Source organism: Mycobacterium simulans, from assembly GCF_900232995.1.
Taxonomy (GTDB): Bacteria; Actinomycetota; Actinomycetes; order Mycobacteriales; family Mycobacteriaceae; genus Mycobacterium; species Mycobacterium simulans.
In genome coordinates, this window is the sequence record NZ_OCVX01000003.1 from 1,250,759 (window position 1) to 1,269,847 (window position 19,089).

Annotated in this window: 12 protein-coding genes and 2 pseudogenes; 10 read left to right on the top strand and 4 right to left on the bottom strand. The window is 66.5% G+C overall.

Features of this window, described 5'->3' with window-relative positions:
• Nucleotides 1-39 precede the first annotated feature (39 nt).
• The 4 genes from murJ to MSIMFI_RS06420 form a co-directional block, all read right to left on the bottom strand.
• Nucleotides 40-3,576: a murein biosynthesis integral membrane protein MurJ gene (murJ, locus tag MSIMFI_RS06405; protein ID WP_191498058.1), complete on the bottom strand. Its 3,537-nt coding sequence runs from the start codon at nt 3,574-3,576 to the stop codon at nt 40-42.
• 104 nt (nt 3,577-3,680) lie between these two features.
• Complete coding sequence (locus MSIMFI_RS06410) at nt 3,681-6,074, bottom strand: DUF6049 family protein (RefSeq protein WP_191496573.1); 2,394 nt, start codon at nt 6,072-6,074, stop codon at nt 3,681-3,683.
• Entirely contained in the window at nt 6,071-6,826 is a 756-nt protein-coding gene (locus MSIMFI_RS06415) for an NUDIX hydrolase (RefSeq protein WP_191496574.1), read from the bottom strand. The genes MSIMFI_RS06410 and MSIMFI_RS06415 overlap by 4 nt, the downstream gene beginning before the upstream one ends.
• A gap of 110 nt (nt 6,827-6,936) precedes the next feature.
• A complete protein-coding gene (locus MSIMFI_RS06420; protein WP_191496575.1) occupies nt 6,937-7,356 on the bottom strand; it encodes a MerR family transcriptional regulator in 420 nt (139 codons plus the stop codon).
• 510 nt (nt 7,357-7,866) lie between these two features.
• Here MSIMFI_RS06420 and MSIMFI_RS06425 point away from each other — a divergent pair.
• From MSIMFI_RS06425 to eccA, 10 genes and pseudogenes are all read left to right on the top strand, one after another.
• Nucleotides 7,867-9,309: a CCA tRNA nucleotidyltransferase gene (locus MSIMFI_RS06425; RefSeq protein ID WP_191496576.1), complete on the top strand. Its 1,443-nt coding sequence runs from the start codon at nt 7,867-7,869 to the stop codon at nt 9,307-9,309.
• A gap of 24 nt (nt 9,310-9,333) precedes the next feature.
• A complete protein-coding gene (locus MSIMFI_RS06430; RefSeq protein ID WP_191496577.1) occupies nt 9,334-9,843 on the top strand; it encodes a pullulanase in 510 nt (169 codons plus the stop codon).
• 236 nt (nt 9,844-10,079) lie between these two features.
• Nucleotides 10,080-10,406, top strand: coding sequence for a WXG100 family type VII secretion target (locus MSIMFI_RS06435; protein ID WP_186245399.1), 327 nt, complete (start codon nt 10,080-10,082; stop codon nt 10,404-10,406).
• A gap of 56 nt (nt 10,407-10,462) precedes the next feature.
• On the top strand, nt 10,463-10,753 hold the full coding sequence (locus MSIMFI_RS06440) for a WXG100 family type VII secretion target (protein ID WP_085252957.1): 291 nt from the start codon (nt 10,463-10,465) through the stop codon (nt 10,751-10,753).
• 75 nt (nt 10,754-10,828) lie between these two features.
• Nucleotides 10,829-11,662 (top strand): ESX secretion-associated protein EspG, encoded by an 834-nt coding sequence (locus MSIMFI_RS06445; protein WP_191496578.1) that lies wholly within the window; start codon nt 10,829-10,831, stop codon nt 11,660-11,662.
• Nucleotides 11,663-11,735: 73 nt separating this feature from the next.
• Nucleotides 11,736-12,680: pseudogene (locus MSIMFI_RS06450) on the top strand (MinD/ParA family ATP-binding protein); the annotation flags it as partial.
• Nucleotides 12,680-14,170: a type VII secretion integral membrane protein EccD gene (eccD, locus tag MSIMFI_RS06455; RefSeq protein ID WP_191496580.1), complete on the top strand. Its 1,491-nt coding sequence runs from the start codon at nt 12,680-12,682 to the stop codon at nt 14,168-14,170. The pseudogene MSIMFI_RS06450 and the gene eccD, both read left to right, overlap by 1 nt.
• A pseudogene (mycP, locus tag MSIMFI_RS06460) lies at nt 14,167-15,665 on the top strand (type VII secretion-associated serine protease mycosin). Before eccD ends, mycP begins: the two are co-directional and overlap by 4 nt.
• Nucleotides 15,662-17,203: a type VII secretion protein EccE gene (eccE, locus tag MSIMFI_RS06465; protein ID WP_191496581.1), complete on the top strand. Its 1,542-nt coding sequence runs from the start codon at nt 15,662-15,664 to the stop codon at nt 17,201-17,203. The pseudogene mycP and the gene eccE overlap by 4 nt, the downstream one beginning before the upstream one ends.
• Nucleotides 17,200-19,059 carry a type VII secretion AAA-ATPase EccA gene (gene eccA / locus MSIMFI_RS06470; protein WP_191496582.1) on the top strand — a complete coding sequence of 620 codons (1,860 nt, stop codon included), beginning with the start codon at nt 17,200-17,202 and terminating at the stop codon, nt 19,057-19,059. The genes eccE and eccA overlap by 4 nt, the downstream gene beginning before the upstream one ends.
• The last annotated feature ends 30 nt before the right edge of the window (nt 19,060-19,089 follow it).

The following is a 19,089-nucleotide window of genomic DNA, read 5'->3' on the forward strand; positions in this document are numbered from 1 at the left end:
ACCAATCCGGTGTCGTCGGGCACTTCACCCACGGCCGGGTCAGGATGCGGCTTGAATCGTGAGTTCAGAGATGTCCGCGCGGCTCTTGCCGTCGGTGGTGCCCAACGTGGAAATCCACACCAACAGATTCGACGTCGGCGAAGACGTCTTCACCGCGATGGTGTTGCGGCCCGGCTTGAGCGCCGTGGCCGGAGTCAACACGGTGGTATCGCTGAGCTTCGACGGAGTGGGAGACGATGACGAGCGAATCTCCACCTTCGTTCCGGTGCTGGACACGTTGAGGTTGACCGCTCCGACCACCGTCGGCTTGGGCAGCTGCAACATCAAACCGACCCCGTTCTTGAAGCCCGGGAACGGGACCGCGTCGGTGTAGATGTCGGTATGCCAGGCGCTGCCCGGATTACCGTCGATTGCCTGACTGGCTTCGCTGGGATTGTCGGCTTCGCCATCGGGCGAGAAGACCGTGGCCTTGGTGGGTTTGACAGTGCTGCCGGCCGGCGCGGAACCCTCGGGCGACGCCGACGTGGACGAGGTCGGCGCGTTGAGACCGAGTTGGTCTTTGTTAATGCCGTTGCCGAGGTCGAACATCCGGTTCAACACCGACGCCAGTACCAGCAGCGCCACCAAGATGACGGAGGCGGCCGCGGTGATGCCGATTATCAGGTTGCGGCGCCGGTTGCCGAATGGCCCAGCGCCTCGAACGGATGGCTCGCGGGGCGTGGCCGGCGCGGGAAGCTCGTCGATCGGACCCAGGACCTCGGTACGGTCGGCCACCGCGGTCGCCTGTTGCAGCAGGTTCAACAGCGTTGATGCGCTGCGAATCCCGCCGTCCTCTTGAACCGATCGGACCGCGACGGCGGAGATCTGGAAGGGGATGTCACGGTCGACGATGGTGGGTTCGACGGGGTTGCCGGCGGCGTCGCGCTCGGCCGGCGCCAATCCGCTGCGGGTGCCCGACTCGGGCAGCGGCCACCGGTTGACCAGGAGCGCATACAGCGAGGCGCCGATTCCGCGAATGTCGTCCTGCGGGTTGGCGTCGGGCATGGTGGCCGGGTAGGCCAGCACCACGTCGCCGTCGATGCTGACTCGCACCCGGCTGGGATGGTCGATGGAGAGGGCGACACCCGCGCGGTGGGCGGCGTCGGCGGCGGCGGCCAGCGACTGCATCGCCCGGATGGCGCCGACCGGTGATGGTGAGGTGTCGGCCACTTCCTGCAACGAGCCGCCGCGGACCCACTCCGCGACCACCAGCCCGCCGGAACCGGTGTGGACGACGTCGAGAACCCGGGCGATTCCGGGCTTGTCGATCCGGCTCAGCCGCAAGGTGCGGCTCAAGATCTCTTGCAAGACGTCGTCGGGCAGGGTGCCCTTCGGGTCGACGAAGGTCAGCGCCACCTGCCGGTCCAGCGCGGTGTCCAGCGCCTGCCAGAACTGCAACGGCGGTGTGCCGCCGTGGCTGATCAGTAGCCGGTAGCGGCCGTTGGCGATGCGGGCGCCAGGAACAAGGTGGACATCGTCGTGCGGCCCCGACGGTTCGGGAGCTCGCTCGCGCGGCGCGTCGAATGGAATCGGGCCCCGGGGAGCGGGTACGCGATCGCCGTTGCGTTGGTCGGGCTGGCGGGGCGCCGAACCGGGCCCGCGGTCGAGGTCTGCCGGGATGTCGGGCTGGAAGTCGTCAGCAACCGGGCGCTCGGTGCCGGATCCGGAGTGCGATGAAGCGCTATCCGATGGGCGGTCGGTCACCTCCGGTCCTTTCGCTATCCCGGCTCGGGCTGCCGGAGGTCTGCGCCGGATCGGCTCGTGGACCGCGTTTGCCCCCGGCAGGGACGAATTTCTCTGCTCAGGGTACGTGACCGGGCTGCGGCGAGACGATCCATCCGGCCCAGCCGGCTTGCTGGGCCCGCGACGGCCCCCGATCCGCCGCTTGATGGCGGCCAGCGCGGCTCGCGCCTCGGGAACCTGCGCGCGCAGCATCACCGTGGCCAGGATCGGCAGCATGATTAGCACCAGCACAACCAGCCGCAGCAGCGAGCCCACACCGCCGCCGTGAGCGGTCAACTTGTCGAGCCCCAGCAGCCGATCAGCCACATAGGCAATCAGGCCGGCTAGCAGCGACGCGGCGGTCGCCACCAGCACGGTTCGCACCTCACTCACCCCCACCAGCTGGCCGCCACGCGGCCGTAGCGCGCGGCGTAACAGCACGTAGCCGACGATCGCTCCGGCCAGAAATCCGAGACCGTTGGCCAACCCGAGATAGCCGGCGACCAATTCGCGGTCATCGGTGAGATGCGGCGCCAACACCGAGCCGATGATCTTGACGGCGGTGATGACGACGATGATCACGATCGGCGTCCACGGTTGCTCACGGGCGTAGAACACCCGCAGCTGCAGCAGCACCAGCGCGTACGGGATCAACGTGAACGCCGACAACGCGATCGCCGCGCCCAGGTACCCGGCGTCGACGTCACCGAAATGGCCGTAGGCGAACAGCGCGCTACCGATGGCCCGCCCGCCGACGGTCATCAACGCCACCGTCGGGATCAGGGTGATCATGGTGAGACGGGTGGCCAGCGACAGGTCGGCGAGCACGGCGGGGGTGTCGTCGGCAGCAGCGTTACGGCTCAGCCGCGGCATCACCACCGTCAGCACGGTCACACCGATCATCCCGAACGGCAGCATCAACACCAGCCAGGTGTAGTTGTAGATCGCCGGACCGGAAGCCGCGGCGGTGCTGGCGATCTGGTTGCCGACGACCAGGCCGAGCTGACTGATCAGCACATAGAGCACCATTGCGGCGGCCATCGCACCAAATCGCTTGAGCCGCTGATCGATTCCCCATAACGGGCGCAGGCTGATGTGCTGGCGCCCAATCGCGACCAGCAACACGCCAGTCTGGGCGAACACTCCCAATGTGGTTCCGATCCCAAGCACCAGCAGCTTCGCGTTGCCCATCTCCACGGGATCGACGGACAGTTCGCCGGGGACGGCCAGATACACGGCCAGGGTCGCGATCGCGACAACGTTGTTGAGGACGGGTGCCCACGCCGGCGGCCCGAACACGTTGCGGGTGTTGAGGATCGCCATGAATACCGCGGACAAGCCGTAGGCCAGGACCTGGGGAAGAAGTAGGTACGCGAAAGCGGTGGTTAGGGGTTCGTTGACTTGGGGGTCGCGGCCCAGCATCAACCGCACCAGCAGCGGCGCGGCCAGTACCGACAGCGCCGTGGCTGCCAGAAGCAGGGTGGTGGCCAACGTCACCAGCCGGCGCACGAACGCGGCGCCGCGATCGGGGTCGTCCTGCTCGGCGCGGGCGAGCACCGGGACGAAGATCGCGGTAAACGTCGCCTCCAGCACCAGGGCGGCGACCAGGTTCGGCAGCTGATTGGCCACCGAGAAGGAACTGGCCAACGCCGCACCCAGGATCGCGGCCAGCAGCACAATCCGGGCGAACCCGGTGAGCCGGCTGATCAGCGTCGCGAACGCCATGCCCCACGACCGCGACACCAGTGCGGCGTCGGACAGTTCAGGCTTGCGTTGGGGTGGCTGTTGTGGTGTCCATCCCGGGCGGGGCGGCATGCCCGGCGGCGGGACGGGGCCTCGTGGCTGGGAGTACGGGTGTGCCGGTGGCTGTGCGTGTCCGGGACGCTGCGGCGTTGGCTGCACCCGCCGCGGGGCGGGTCTCATCCCCTGTGCTCTTCGTCGACGCGCCGTTCTACCGGCCGGCGCTGCTCGGCGTGCCTGGCGTGGGGCGGGTCGGGGCGGTCCAGGTCGGCACGGTCGGGTTGGCCCCGGAACCGGTGCCACAGCCGTCGTCCCGCCAGCGCCACCAACACCGCGGCCGCAGTCAGCGTGATCGCGAACAGCACCTTGCCGTAGGCATTGGAGTGCACCGACAACCGCACCGGCGCACCCAGCGCCGTGCCGTCGGGCGTCTTCAGCGACACGTCGATGGCCACCCGCTGGGTGAAGTTCACTTCGACCGGCACCCGCAGCGGCAGATATCCCGGCGGCAACTCGATCTGACCGACGTCGGTGACTGACATCCCAGGCGGCGCGTCGACCTGCAGCCTGACCCGAATCGGAACGGCAAGCCCATTGTGCAACGCCAGCGGCAATGGACTGTGCTCGGTGGCCAGGGTGTAGGAGCCGCCCGGGTTGACGATCGTCACCGCACCGAAAAAGTCATCGATCGTCGTGCCGACGACCGACAGTCGCTGCTGGGCCAGCCCGTTGCGGGTATCGGGCGGCAACGATTGGCTCAAGGCGCGCAGCATGTCCTCACGTAGGGGCGCGGTGTACTGCACTCCCGTCAGCCCGGTTCGGTCATCGGTGGTCAGGGCGGATGTCAGTTTCCACAGCCGGCCATTCTGGTCGGCGATCTGGGCGGTGATGTCGTCGTTGAAGCGACCCCGCACGGCGTCGTAGGCGCCGGGCGGCGCGGGTGGTTCGGTGTGGGTCGCGGCGTCGGCGATCACCGCCGGTAGCGGGCGCGGCACCGCCATGCCGGATCGGATGGGGGTAGCCAGCGCGGTCAGGATCACCTGTGCGTCGTCGCTCTGCAGATTCCACGACGCCGGCGGAACCAGAATCTGGGTGCGGGGAGCCGCTTCCGGCGCCAAGCCGCGCCACAGCATGGCTCCTATGGCGTCCTGACGACGAGCGGTGGCCGAATCATGGGTGATCCGGACCGACAGCGAGGAGTCGAGATAGGTGGGAACGATCGGGTTGGTTCCCGCCCCGGCCAGCGCCGCGCCGACGGCGGGGTCGAACGGCACACCGACCACCTGCGTCGATAACCGCCGGGGCGAGGTATCGGCACTGCCGGGCCGGCCATCGGCGGAATCCTGGGCAGAGACATTGGCGGCCGCGATCGCGACCATGCTGTCGCCTGCGCTGAGCAGGTTGACGGCGCGGCCGGTCAAGGGACCATCGGGCACCAGGGTTGCGCCGCGCGTGGAGGTGACGTCCAGGATGCGGTCGACGATGTCGCCGGTACTGATGGTGGCGATCGAGCTCAGCCGGGGATCGTTGACGCGCTGCAAGGCATCCAGATCGGCTTGCGCGTAGGGCAACGGAGCCACGCAGGTCCGGTGGGCCAGCGCGCGCAACCGGTTGAGCCAGCTGGTCGCCGCGGCCTGGCCGGTGCCGGGGTGGGTTGGGGTGCCCGGAAGTTGAGCGGGGCCGTCGGGGGAGTGGGACACCACGTAGCCGGCGGTCATCGCGTTGACCGTAACGAGCAGATCCGGATCGATCGCCAGGCACAGCGCCCGCCCGACGGCGCCGTCCGGGTCCACATCGCGGCTGGTCGCGAGTTCGGCGGCGGCGAGAAGGATGTCCAGGCGGCCGCCATTGGCCAGCGAGGTGGCCAAGTCGTCATCGACCAATCGCACCGGAATGGTGCCGCCGGGTACGCCGGGGGCCAACCTGGGCCGATCGGCCAGCGGCCACAGCATGGTGACCCACACAGGCTTCGTCGTCTCGGGCGCCACCACGGAGTCGAAGTCGCCGGCCCGGTCGGGTGGCACCCCAACCACCGGCAGCAGGAACCGCGCGTTGTCGAGTCGGGCTGGGGCACCGTAGTCCGGCGTCCCGTTGACGTTGACCAGGACCGGGAAGATTCCCGGCTGGTCGATGGCTAACGACGGCTTGGTCAGGGAGCGCAGCGGGGCCGACAGGGTAAAGCCGGCCCCTTGCCCGCGCTGCAGTTCGGGGGCGACGGTGAGGAAGTCCGCGGCCGGCTCGTATTGGTCGGTGCTGCCGTCGAGCGAGGTACGCAAGCCGGCTGACGATGTGACGGCCGGCGCGTGCTCCAGCCGAACCATCACGTCTTTGACTGGGCGGTCACCGATATTGGTCACCATGCCGCTGACGGTGACGACGGGTTCGCTGGTGGTGGTGACCACGTCCGGGGTCACCTGGTCGATTCGGACCTGGACAAAAGGCGTCGGGCTGGGCTCGCCGGCGGTCGCGCGCGGCGCGGCGGGTCCGGTGAGTACCACCGAAAACCCGGCCAGGACGCCGATCACTGCGGCCAACCGCAACAACCTGGCCCACAGAAGTCGCGCCCCGGTCACGACCCCGGCCCGTGACCGTTCTTCCGGCCGGCTGCGGATCCGTCGGCGTGACGGGTGCGCGAATGCGTTTGTGGCCGCCGCCGCGGCGAGCTGGGCGGTAGCGGCGGAAGGGCGGCCGGGCCGTCGCTCTGCAGCTTGTCGATCAGTTCGTCGGCCACTTCCGCTAAGCGGCGTTCATCGGCGTAGGCCAGCCGGGACGGTAGTTCCCGTATCGGGACCCACGCCACCTCGGCGACCTCGACATCTTCGTCGGACAGTTCACCGCCCAAGAACCGCATCAAATAGTGGTGCACCGTCTTGTGCACCCGCCGGCCATCGGTGACGAACCAGTAGTCGATGCGTCCCAGCGCGGCAAGGACGCTCCCGCGAATTCCCGTCTCCTCGGCAACCTCGCGAATGGCGGTCTGCTCAGCGGTCTCGCCAAGCTCGATGTGGCCCTTGGGCAGTGACCACAACATCCGCCCGCGTCGGTCGACGCGCCCGATCAGCGCCGCGACCTGCGCGTCCCGGGGCCCGTCGATACCGTCGATGACCAGCCCCCCAGCCGAAGTCTCGTGGACGGTGCGCATCCGGTCCGGACCGCGGCGGGAACTGGGCCGGCGCGGTTTCGCATTTGCTGGAGGCGGAGCTGGGGTCGGGGCGGCGTCGCCGACCGGGTGACCGTCCGTATGATTTTGGGCTGAATTCGCACCGCCACGACCGCGGCGCCGGTTCCGGCGTCGACGTGGTTTAGCTTGTTCGCCGTCGGACACTCAAGCGATATTAGCTGGCACGGGCGGGTCTTCCTGATGTACTCGCCGGTCGCGGGATGCGCGACGGGTGCGGAGTGCCCAATTCTGGTGCTTATCGATGGGCCTCCGGCTTACGCCAACGCGGCGGTGTCCTCGATGATCCCACACACGGTGATGGGCTGCTCGTCGGTACAGTCCGCGGCGCGCTGTCTGGTTTGGACCAGCGTTTCGCGCAGCGCGAGCAGCTCGGCCACGGTGTTGTCGAGCTCGGCGATGCGGGCGTCGAGCAGGTCGCGGACGGTGGCGCACGGCGCGATGCCATCGTTGCGGGTCGCGAGGATCCTGCGAATGTCGTCGAGGTGCAGGCCTAGGGCACGCGCACGGCGGATGAAGGTCAGCAGGTCGACGTCGCATTTGTCGTAAAGCCGGTAGCCGTTGACCGTCCGCGTGGCCGCGGGCAGTAGGCCCTTGGCCTCGTACACCCGTACCGCCTTGCGAGTGACGCCCGCGGCCCGGGCAGCCGCTCCGATGGTCAAACCCGGTTGCGTCATTGCTGACACCTCCTCGCACCCATTGTTGACCTTGCCCCCGGGGGCAGGTTCTAGCGTCGCCGATATACCGAGCACGACACAACGGAGAGAGGGGTCCGCGATGGCGCTACAGGAAGGTGATGTCTTCACCTGCGCGAACGCAAACTGTGGATGCGAGGTGACGGTGACCAAGGGCGCATCCTCGACGTGCGACTGCGCGTGCGACAACGCCCCGACTTGCTGCTGCGGGGTAGCCCTGGTCAAAAAGACCGGGTGAGCCGGGTTGAGTGTGCGTCTAGGGCTTCCAGCGTGATTCGAGGGCGACGGATCGCCGAAACGCCCGCCCTGGACGCCCACTCAAAGCCGTGAACGCACACTCGATTCAGAGCCGCATCGTCGCCCGACGGGGCTTGATTGTCGGGCTCCTCAGCGGGCCGTCCCGGCCCGCATCGTCGCCCGACGGGGCTTGATTGTCGGGCTCCTCAGCGGGCCGTCCCGGCCCGCATCGTCGCCCGACTAGGCTGATCGAACGTGGCCGAACCCGCCCAAGACGCTGACCTGCTGACCGCCGCCGCGGTCACCCTGCATCAGCATGTCACTTTGCTGCGAGAACTCGGGTCGGCATTCGCCGCTGCGGGTCATGAGGTGTACCTGGTCGGCGGTTCGGTCCGCGATGCCGTGCTGGGTCGGTTGAGTCCCGACCTGGACTTCACCACCGACGCCCATCCCGAAGAGGTGCAGAAAATCGTGCGGCCGTTCGCCGATGCGGTGTGGGACACCGGCATCGAGTTCGGCACCGTCGGCGTCGGCAAGGGTGGCCGACGACTGGAGTTCACCACGTTCCGCGCCGACACCTACGACCAGGTGTCGCGTCATCCCGAAGTACGTTTCGGCGACAACCTCGACGGCGACCTAGTGCGCCGCGACTTCACCGTCAACGCGATGGCCGTTCGGATCACGCAGACCGGACCGGGCGAATTCCTCGATCCGCTAGGGGGTTTGGCCGCGCTGCGAGCCAGGGTGCTGGACACCCCCGCGGCACCGTCGGTGTCCTTCGGCGACGACCCGTTGCGAATGCTCCGCGCCGCGCGGTTCGTCTCGCAACTCGGGTTCACCGTTGCACCGCGGGTGCGGTCGGCAATCGAGGAGATGGCCCCGCAGCTGGCGCGCGTCAGTGCCGAGCGGGTGGCCCTTGAGCTGGACAAGATGCTGCTGGGCGATGACCCGGTCGCCGGCATCGACTTGCTGGTAGAGACCGGGATGGGTGAGGTGGTGCTGCCCGAGATTGGCGGCATGCGGATGGCCATCGACGAACACCACCAGCACAAGGACGTCTACCAGCATTCGCTGACTGTGCTGCGCCAGGCAATCGCGCTGGAGGATGACGGCCCCGATCTGGTGCTGCGTTGGGCGGCGCTGCTGCACGACATCGGCAAGCCCGCCACCCGGCGCCACGAGCCCAACGGCGGCGTGAGCTTTCACCACCACGAGGTCGTCGGCGCCAAGATGGTTCGCAAGCGGTTGCGGGCGCTGAAGTACTCCAAACAGATGGTCGACGACATTTCGCAGCTGGTGTATCTGCATCTGCGGTTCCACGGCTACGGCGACGGGAAGTGGACCGATTCCGCGGTGCGCCGCTATGTCACCGACGCCGGGCCGCTGTTGCCGCGGCTGCACAAGCTGGTGCGTGCCGATTGCACAACCCGCAACCAGCGCCGCGCCGCTCGGCTGCGGGGTAACTACGACCGGCTCGAGGAGCGGATTTCCGAACTGGCCGCCCAGGAGGATCTGGACCGGGTGCGCCCCGATCTGGACGGCAATCAGATCATGGAGCTGTTGGGGATCCCGGCGGGCCCGCAGGTCGGGGAGGCGTGGCGCTTCCTCAAGGAGTTGCGGTTGGACCGCGGGCCGCTGACGCACGATGAAGCGAAGGCCGAGCTGTTGGCCTGGTGGAAGGCCAAGGGGAACCCGTAACGGCGGGGCCGCGTCAGAACTGTCGTGGAGTACTGCATGGGCGCGGACGACGGCACGGCTGCCATCTGGAATCACCCGCCCGACCTCGACCTGAACGGTGACGGCCGGCTCGACGCCGTCGGCCTCGACTTCGATGGCGACGGCATGCGAGACGACGCACTGGCGGACTTCGACGGTGACGGTGTGGCCGACCATGCAGTTCTCGACCTCGACAACGACGGCACCCCGGAAAGCTTCTTCACCGACGACGGCTCGGGGACGTGGGCGGTTGCCGTCGACCACCGCGGCTCACTGCGGTGGTTCGGGTTAGACGGCATCGAACACACCGGCGGTCCGCTGGTCGACTTCGACGGTCACGGTCACCCCGACGACCGCCTCCTTGATGCCGACGGCAATGGGGTGGCCGACCGAGTGCTGTGCGCCGGTGAGGAAGGCGTCACCGGCTACGTCGACACCGACGGCGACGGGCGCTGGAACATACGGTTGACCGACACCGACGGCGACGGCACCGCCGACGGCGCCACCCCGTTGTGAAGGCCAGCTAACCTGCGCGGCCGGGTTGTCGCGCCATCAAGACGCGGCCACTCCGCACGCCGAGGCCAGCTTGCTGCTCCACCGTTTGACACACGATCAATTCTCGTGTGTGCTGAACAGCCTGTTCGGGCCGGGTGTAGCCCTGGGGAGAAGTGAAGTGACAGCTGGTTGTAGCTGTTCTAGTTTTACCCAGATCCCGGTCCGGGAAGTGCAATTAATTGAGGGAGACGTAAATAATGGCAAATGCGACCGTCGTCACTCCGGAACTGCTGCGGAGCACTCAGCAACGAATTGAAGCGCGATTGCAGGAGGCTGCTGCGATTGCCAACCAGTACTTGAGTGGCCACGAGAACATCATCAGCGCCACCGGATGGGCCGGCGATGCGGGCACGACGTCTCTCAATACCGCCGGCCAGATCCACCACGACCTGCAGCAGATCATGACCGGCGGGCAGCGGCTCGCTCATGGGCTTGGCCAGGCTGCGGTGCTGATGGAAAACCACGAAGCCGACGCCTCCCACAATCTCAACGGTGTCTTCGGCGGTGGCGCCCAGGCCGTCTAGGTCGAGCGCAGCCGTCCTCATCCCAACAGACCTATCCAAGTAAAGGAACCACTGTCATGGCAGATCAGATTGTGTACAACCACGGCGCCGTCGTCGGCTTCGCCGGCGAAGTCGGGTCGCAGGCGGCGCAGTTGATGGAAATCCACAGCGATGTCCTCAACCTCACCCAGGCGCTCGGTGACTTTTTCCAAGGACACGGCGCAACGGCGTTCTTCGATGCGCAACAACAGATGTTGCGTGGGCTGGAAGACCTGATCCAAACCGTCAGCCGGCACGCCCACACCGTGCACAACGTGGACGAGATGGCTCAGGCGTGTGACGCACAGATGGGCACGTTGTTCGCGTAACAACTGTGAAGGACTTGTGAAGAGGCTTGGCGGGCGCACGCGGAGCGTGCGCCCCCGGCCTATGTTGAGGGCAACGTGTTAATCACCACCGTCGACGGGCTATGGGCCCTTCAAGTGCTCACGGGCATTGAGACCCTAGCCCCAGAGCTAGGCCTGCGGCCGCCCCTGCCCAGCGTGGAACCCAAGCGCCTGGCATTGGAACACCCCGTGATGACGGACCTACGGGCGGCAGGGGTTGTCGACGAGTCGGACGTCGTGGATAGCACGGTGGTGGAATGGCTGACCGTCCTATCCCGCCGCGACATCGCGCTGTTCATCCAGATCCGTATACCCAGTGAGGACGAACCGGCGCGGGTGCTGCTGGCCAGATTCGCGCATTGGTGGGTGGTCATGGAACGGTCGGCGGATCTCATCCGCATCAGTGGGGCGGGAACCGCCAGCGCAGAAGGGGCCGCCAGCACCGTGCTCGATGCACAGATCGAGCGGCTGTGCGGAGAAAACACGGCGGCCCCGCTACGGCCCGTCACCCTGGACGCGGACGCCCTGCGCGCAGCGGCGTCCAATCAAGAGACGTTGAGCGCCTTCTTGGCCGATCAGCGGCTGGAGACCGACCAGCTGCGGATGCTCTCACTCGCCGCCGATCCCAGCCAATCCGCCCAAGCCTCGGTCGTCGCGATGCAGTCCGGCGTCGCGACCGGCCAGGCCCGACGGACACACATCGAGGGGAGTGCGGTGACCATCATCGACACCCCGGAAGGACGGCTGATCGCCGAGGACGTCATTTCCGCCGGGAAGAACTGGATGATCATCGCCCCCGGGACAAAGAGCAACATTGCCGCTGCGATCAACCAAATGGTACGGCGCTTGCCCGCCGATCAAGAATGGTATTCGTACCGAAAAGTTGTGTAATTGAGAGGTATCGTAAAAAGTGTTCGAAGAAGCCGGGACAACCCAGCGCGAAGTACCCGCCGCGCGCTACCAACATCAGGACTCCGTGTCGGGAACATTACGCATATCCGATATGGTTGCCCCTCGAAAAATCCCGCCCGGCGCCGGCTGGCGAAAGCTCCTATACGGTGCATCTTTCCGAACCGTAAACCTGGGCGAATCACCAGCCGAAAGACATTACCGAGAATTACAGGGGCGGATCCGGCGCCACATCCGCAAGCAATATGTTATCGGGGTGGTCTCGGGAAAGGGTGGCGTCGGAAAGACCACGATGACCGCATGCATCGGCGCTGTGTTCCGGGAATGCCGGCCGGATAATGTCGTCGCGGTCGATGCGGCACCCGGCTTCGGAACGTTAGCCGGACGCATCGACGAATCCCCGCCGGGAGATTACGCGGCGGTTCTGAACGACACCGATGTCCAGGGCTACGCGGACATCCGGGAACACTTGGGGCAGAACAGTATCGGCCTGGACGTGCTGGCCGGGAACCGCGCGTCGGACCAGCCGCGACCGCTGGTTCCGTCGATGTTCACCGGAGTGCTGTCGCGGCTGCGGCGCACACATACCGTCATCGTGGTGGACACCTCTGACGACCTCGAACACCCGGTGATGAAAGCCGTGCTCGATTCCTGTGACACGCTGGTTTTCGTGTCCGGCCTGACGGCGGACACCTCGCTACCTGTGACGCGCGCGATCGACCTATTGCGTTCGATGGGTTACCACGAATTGGTGTCACGTAGCACGGTCGTATTGAACGACAGCCGCAACAAATACGATCCGGACGCGCGGAGCTACCTCACTGAGCGTTTCGGTCAGTCCGGGGCGACCGTGGAATTCATGCCCTACGATCCGTATCTCGCAAAAGGCGGGATAATCGACACCCGGCACGAACTGAAGAAAAAGACGCGCCTACGGCTATTCGAAATCACAGCAACGCTGGCCGACAAGTATGTTCCAGATGCTGACAGGCCGCGTTAATGGCCAAAGTTTCGTTTCCGGCTCGTTGTGCCGTTGCAGTCGTATGTGGAGAGCACCTCGTCTCGCAGGTATATCCGGCATCCGTGCCGATCGAGGTGTTCATCGACAACGTCGTCGAGCTGCTTAACGACGAGCTCAAGCGCCGGGGCTTGCCCGGGCTGGTGTCGGGCGTCGGATACGAAATGCACAAGGCAAACGGCGTGCGCCTGGACGTCACCAAAACCCTCGACGAACTCGGCGTCGAGGACGGCGCCACGCTTGCCCTGGTTCCCGCGGCCGAGGGTGAGTCCTTCGAACCGCAGTACGAATCGTTGTCCACCGGGCTGGCGCGGATCGCAAAGTCCCTCTTCGAGCAGGTCACGGTACAAACCGCAGCGCACACGGCGTTGGCCATCCTGGCCATGGTCGCGGCGACGGTTTTGGGATTGGCTGTGCGCCAACGTCTTTGCAGCGACTCCCTGATGCCCAGCATCGTTACCGGCAGTGTTGGTCTGCTGGCTGCCGGTGGTGCGGTTGCGGTGTGGCGGTGGTGGCCGCAGCGTGACGACATGCTCGACGGATTCGGGTGGTTGGCGGTGCCGTTGCTCGCGGTGGCCTTGGGCGGCGGCGCTCCGGGCCACGTCGGATCCGCGCACGTATTCATCGCGGCACTCGCGGTCGGGGTGCTGACGTGGGGTATTGCCGCGGCGACGCGCCGCCACATCGATGTGGCGTCAACGGTGGTGACACTGTGCGGACTGGGTGGTGCGGTCGCCGCGGTCAGGATGTGGTGGCCGGTTCCTAGCCAGTGGCTCGGCATGTGCACACTGGTCGGTTTGCTGCTGGTGCTCACGCTGGCCCCGACGATTGCACTGTGGGTGGCCCGGATCCGGCCTCCATACTTCGGATCCATCACCGGGCGTGACTTGTTCCGTCGCAGCGCGGGTTTGCCGGCTGACGCGGTTTCTCCGGTGAACGACGCGGTCGAGGGCGCCGACGAGGATGTCAATCCCGACACCACGCCCCGTGGGGCTCGGACCGCGGCAGCCGCGGTCCGAGCTAATCACGTGTTGACCGGCATTTGCGTCGCGGCCGGGCTGGCGCTGCCAGCCGCGGTGTGGGCCACCCTGATGCCGGGTCGCGACCGCGGTAACGCGGCCGCGCTGCTGGCCGGGCTGTTCGTGGTGATCTTCATCAGCCGCGGCCGGGCGTTCGCCGACAAGCGGCAGGCCGTGGCGCTGGTGTGCGGTGCGGCCGCGGCGACCTGCGTGGGTGTTGTCAAATACGTTGTGCACGAACCCGCCGCATCGGGTCACTCGATGCCGTGGGGTGCGCTGGTGCTGGTCGCGTTCGGCGGCGCCGGCTTGCTGTCGGCGCTGCTGGTGCCGATTACCAGGTTCACGCCTCTGGTGCGGATGACCGCCGAATGGCTTGAGATAGCAGCCATCATCGTCGCGCTCCCGTTGGCGGCCTGGATCGGTGGACTGTTTACCTGGGTGCGCATGCGATGACCCGTCGATTGACCCGTCGCGTCTCCGCGATCGCCGGGGTGGGTGTGCTCGTCACAATGCTAGCGAGCCTTCCCGCAGCACAAGCGATTCCGCCACCAAGTGTCGATCCTGCCCGAGTACCGGCAGACGGCAAGCCGGGGCCGGACCAACCGATGCGTCAAAGCAATACCTGCGCGCGAACCATAACCGTCGCCGATCCCAACCTGGCCGTTACCGCACCAGGTTTCACGATGCTGAACATCAGCAAGGCCTGGCAGTACTCGACTGGCAACGGCGTGCCGGTGGCCATCATCGACACCGGCATCAACCCCAGTCCACGGCTGCGGGTCGTGCCCGGCGGCGACTACATCATGGGCGGCGATGGCCTGATGGACTGCGACGCGCACGGCACCATCGTGGCATCGGTGATCGGCGCGGCACCGCAGGGCAGCCCGATGCCCGCCGCGATGCCCAGCGCTCCAGCCTTTCCCCCACCGGCAGCGCCGCCGGCGACCGACTCGGCGCCACCGCCTCCGGGAGGACCGCCGCCGCCACCGGCACCCCCACCGCCGCCGACCCCGTCGGCGTCGCACCGCATGCCGTGATCATGTCTATCCGCCAGTCGTCGCGAGCTTTCGAACCGGTCAATCCAGGGCCGGGCGACATGGAAGTGCGCAAGAAGGCCGGATCGATCGCGACCCTTGCCAGCGCCATTGTGCACGCCGCCAACATGGGCGCCAAGGTGATCAACATCAGCGTGACATCCTGTGTGTCAGCGGTTGACCCGCTCGACCAAGGTGCCATCGGCGCGGCAGTCTGGTACGCCGCCACCGTGAAAGACGCGGTGATCGTCGCCGCGGCTGGTAACGACAGCGAAGATGGCTGTGCCCAAAACCCGTTGTTCGATCCGTTGAACGCGACCGACCCCCGCGACTGGCATCAGGTCAAGACGGTGTCATCGCCATCCTGGTTTTCCGACTACGTGTTATCGGTTGGCGCAGTGGACAACACGGGCGCTCCGATCAATAAGAGCCTGACGGGGCCATGGGTGGCCGCCGCGGCCCCGGGCGTCGGAATCAGGGGGCTGTCCCCGCAACCGGGGGGGCCGGTCAATGCCTCCCCGCCGATCCACCCGGGTGACAAGAACATGCCCATCTGGGGTACCAGCTTCTCAGCGGCCTACGTCAGCGGGGTGGCCGCATTGGTACGGGCCAAGTATCCGGGCCTGTCGGCCCATCAGATCATCAACCGGATTTTGCAGACGGCACACAACCCGCCACGCGGAGTCGACAATCAGGTCGGGTACGGGGTGGTCGATCCGGTGGCGGCGCTGACCTTCGATGTGCCTGCGGGCGAGCGACTTCCACCTGCGGCGCACAACCGGGTGCTTACGCCGGCCGCCCCGCCGCCGCCGCCCGATCACCGCGCCCGCAACATCGCGATCACGTTCGCCGGTGTGGTTGTGGCCGCGGTCGTGATGGCGTCGCTGATCGCCCGCGCTCGGCGGGAGCGATGAGCGCCGCGACCAGGCTGGCGATCATCGTCGGCGTCTTTGTAGCAACGCTGGCGGGCTGGGCGATCGACGGATACCTCGGCGCCGCAGTCGGTTTGGCGATCGGATTGGCCGCCGGCGTCATACCCTGGCGAGGTCAGCCGCTGTGGTCATGGTTGATCCTGTGGCTTCAGCGCAGACGGCCTATTGAGTGGACCGAGCCGCGTACGGTGGCCAATGACCGCGCCGGCGGCGGCGTCCGCTTCCAGGACGGCGTAGCTGTGGTCGCTGTGCAACTGCTCGGCAGGGCCCATACGCCGACTTTGTTCACCGGATCGACCGCAACGTTCACCGAAAATGCCTTCGACATAACCGATTTACAGCCGCTGCTACGCCAAAGCCTTGGATTGCAAGTCGATTCGCTCAGCGTGGTCAGTGCGGGAGCCCGACGGCGAAGCATTGGTGATTATCCGCGTGTGTACGACACGCTGATTGGCACACCACCGTATGCCGGTCAGCGGGAAACCTGGCTCATCGTGCGTATCTGCGCGCTCGATAACGCCGAGGCGTTGCAATGGCGTACCTCGGTCGGTACCGCGACGCTGGCTGTCGGACAACGGATCAATGCGGCGATGCGACAACAGGGCATCCGCGCGAAGGTCGCGACCGCTACCGACATGGTCGAGCTGGAGCGAAGGTTAGGACGCTCCGCGCTCCAGGTAATGAATCGGCGCTGGCGCTCGGTCCGAGGCGACGGCGGCTGGTTGACGACCTACTGGTACCGGCCCGGGGACATCACAACGGACAGGTTGGCGCATGCCTGGTCGACCCGTGCCGACGGAATCATCCAGAACATCACGCTTTTCGGTGACGGCACTGCCACAGCAACCTTGACGGTTCGCACCGCACAACCGCCGACGGCGGTGCCGAGCATGACGTTGCAGACGTTGCCCGGTGAGCAGGCCGGGGCCATCTCGGCCAATATGTGTGGTCCCATGCCAGCACTACGCGGCATTAGCCGGGGGCGATTGAACGGTCCGCTCGTTGTCCCGATCGGGCCGTCGGGGGTGTTGCTCGGGAAGGTCGGCGGGGGAAATCGGCTGCTGTTGCCGCTGGACGATCCCGGGGAGTTCAGCCGCGTGCATATCGCCGCCGAGGATGCGTTAGCCAAGCGGATCGTGGTGCGTTTGGCCGGGGCGGGCGAGCGGATCACGGTGCACACCCGAAATACCCACCGGTGGACCAGTGTTCGCATGCCCGACATCGCCGTGAGCGATCGGGCCAAGCCGGTGTCGGGCACCACTGTCAGTGTCGTCGACGGCACCGTTACCCCGGCGCCGCGTCCGAACACGCTCATCTCCGTCGGCGAACCGGACGCGCCCTACCGGGGACACGCCAATGTCCTTGTGACGCAGACGGGTCCGGCGACGATAGAGGTGCGGGCAGCAGGTCAAGTGCACACGGTGGAGGTGGAATTGTTTCGGGCCGAAAACCGCTACGTATCGGCGGAGCCGACGCATCTGCGAAGCTCAGAGCTCGAACCAGTGGACACACCCCAATGACCAATAGGACCAGCGTCACGACAACGGCGGCCGCGCGCAAGCGGTTCGATCAGGCAATGGCGTTGTTAGACACCGATATCGCCACGGCACGGGCGCGGTTCTGCGAGGCTACCGAGATCGACCCGTCGATGGCCGACGCCTGGCTCGGCCGGATCGCCGCGGGTGATGAGGCATTGTCGACGGTGCAGCAGCTCTACGGGTACGGGGCCCGGCTGCACCGGGAGACCAATCGGCTTGGCGTGCGACTATCGGCGCCCATCAAAGCCGGTCCGTACCTGTCGATTTCGGTCACCGAGTCATCACACGCCGGCCTCGCATTGGCGAGTGCACTGATCGACGATCGGCAGTACGAGAAAGCCGAAGCGTTGCTGGCAGATTCATCTCTGCTGGACACGTGGGAAAACCACCAGTGGCAGCAGCACATCGAGGCCTACTTGATGTTCGCTGCCCAGCGCTGGCCGGACGTGATCTCGGTGGCGGCGACCGTCTTGCCGCCGCAGGCCATCATCATGTCGGCGGTGACCGCGGCAACCAGCGCGCTGGCCGCCCATGCCGCGGCTCACCTAGGCCAGGCGCGGGTCGCGCTGGACTGGACCGACCGGGTGGAGGTGCGCGCCGGGCGCCCCAGTCCCACCGAGTCGCGTCGGGACCGCAACGATACTGCCGTCACCGCAATCGATCCCAACGACTTTCCGTTGATCGCGGCCGATCTGGCGTACGTGCGGGGGATGGCGCATCGCCAACTCGGTGAGGAGCACAAGGCGCAGGTGTGGTTGTCCAAGGCGACGATCAACGGTGCGCTGGTTGAATCCGCGAAACAGGCTTTGGCCGACCCCACTCTGCAGCTAGTGGTCACCGACGAGGAAGCCATCGCAACCCGGTCCAACAAATGGGACGTAAGCACCCAGCGGTCCGCACAGCAGCGGACGGAGGCCGAACACGAGGAGCGGCGCAACGAACTCCTGGACGAGGGGCGCGCGCTTCTCGACAACCAGGTCGGGTTGGCCGAAGTCAAACGCGCGGTCTCCGAACTAGAGGATCAAATCGAGGTGCGGGCACTGCGGCTGGCTGCCGGACTGCCGGTGGCCAATCAAACCAACCACATGCTGCTGGTGGGACCGCCCGGGACCGGAAAAACCACCACGGCCGAAGCGCTGGGAAAGATCTATGCGGGTTTGGGAATCGTGCGTCATCCCGAGATCATCGAAGTCAAGCGGGCGGACTTCTGCGGCGAGCACATCGGCGCGTCCGGCCCGAAGACCAATGAACTCATCAACCGTTCGCTGGGCCGCATTTTGTTCATGGACGAGTTCTACTCACTGGTGGAACGTCACCAGGATGGCCGGCCGGACATGATCGGCATGGAGGCGGTCAACCAGCTGCTGGTGGCACTTGAGGTGCACCGGTTCGACTTCTGTTTCATCGGTGCGGGATACGAGAAGGAAGTCGACGACTTTCTCACCGTCAACCCGGGTCTGGCGGGCCGGTTCAACCGCAAATTGCGGTTCGAGTCCTACACACCCGATGAGCTGGTGGAAATCGCGGTTCGCTACGGCAAACCGCGGGCCACGGTCATCGAGCCCGCCGCCGCCGAAGCGCTGAACAAAGCGTGTACGACGTTGCGTGCCTACACCGCACCCGACGGCACGCACGGCGTCGACGTCATGCACAACGGGCGCTTCGCACGCAACGTGGTCGAGCGTGCCGAGCGGCTGCGGGATTCGCGGGTGGCCGCCCAGCATCGCAGCGCGAAAGGTTCGGTCACCGTCGAGGATCTGCAGACGTTGCGTACCCAGGATGTGATCACCGCGGTGCTCGACGCGTGCGCGGAAAAGCATGTGCCGATAGCGCTTTGAGCGTGCGGACAAAGCTTGAACGTGAACCTA